Origin of the sequence: Staphylococcus sp. HMSC14C01 (assembly GCF_001808085.1) — a bacterium.
Lineage (GTDB): Bacteria > Bacillota > Bacilli > Staphylococcales > Staphylococcaceae > Staphylococcus > Staphylococcus hominis.
The window spans coordinates 1-572 of the sequence record NZ_KV792051.1 but is presented as its reverse complement, the minus strand read 5'-3'; the positions used below and the strand labels follow the sequence as shown (position 1 = coordinate 572).

The 572-nt window shown below is 30.9% G+C and carries 2 protein-coding genes; one reads left to right on the top strand and one right to left on the bottom strand.

All coding sequences use genetic code 11. The features are described from left to right. On the top strand, positions 1–292 hold a 292-nt coding region (locus HMPREF3131_RS10050), incomplete at its 5' end, for a histidine phosphatase family protein (RefSeq protein WP_141738213.1). 13 nt (positions 293–305) lie between these two features. On the opposite strand, the gene HMPREF3131_RS10045 is transcribed toward HMPREF3131_RS10050, so the two are convergent. Beyond that, positions 306–572 (bottom strand): GNAT family N-acetyltransferase (locus tag HMPREF3131_RS10045; protein ID WP_141738210.1); only part of this gene is annotated, 267 nt, incomplete at its 5' end.

The following is a 572-nucleotide window of genomic DNA, read 5'->3' as shown; positions in this document are numbered from 1 at the left end:
ACACGATATTTTTGGAACTAGACTACGCCCTTTCGGAGGAGAAACGAAAAATGAAGTTGAACATCGTATCGTCACGACATTAAGTAATTTATTAGAGTCCTCTAATGGAAAAACATTCTTAGCGGTAAGCCATGGTACAGCCATTCAGGTTTTTTTAAGAAAATGGATAGGTGATGATATGGCAAATCAATATATCATTGGAAATTGTTGTATTTTAAAATTCATTTATACACATGGAAAATTTGAATTTCTAGATATGGTTGATCCTACAATCGATGATGCCAATAAATAAATCATTATCCTGGCTATTTAATATCATAGAGTAGCCAATGAACATCGAAATAAGTATCATCTACTTTAAATGAGTTTTTTTCAATCCCTAAAGTTTCAAAACCAAGTGCAGTGAAAAAAATCTTTGCACTAATATGATTGGACGTAATACAAGTCATTAGTTTTTCAATATGACGAGACTTTGCATAATTAATCACTTCACAGATTAAATTTTGCAAAGTAATCTCGTCTTTTTTGTCTTTTAAAAAGAGATTTTCTAACATTGCTTTATGTTGTGTGCC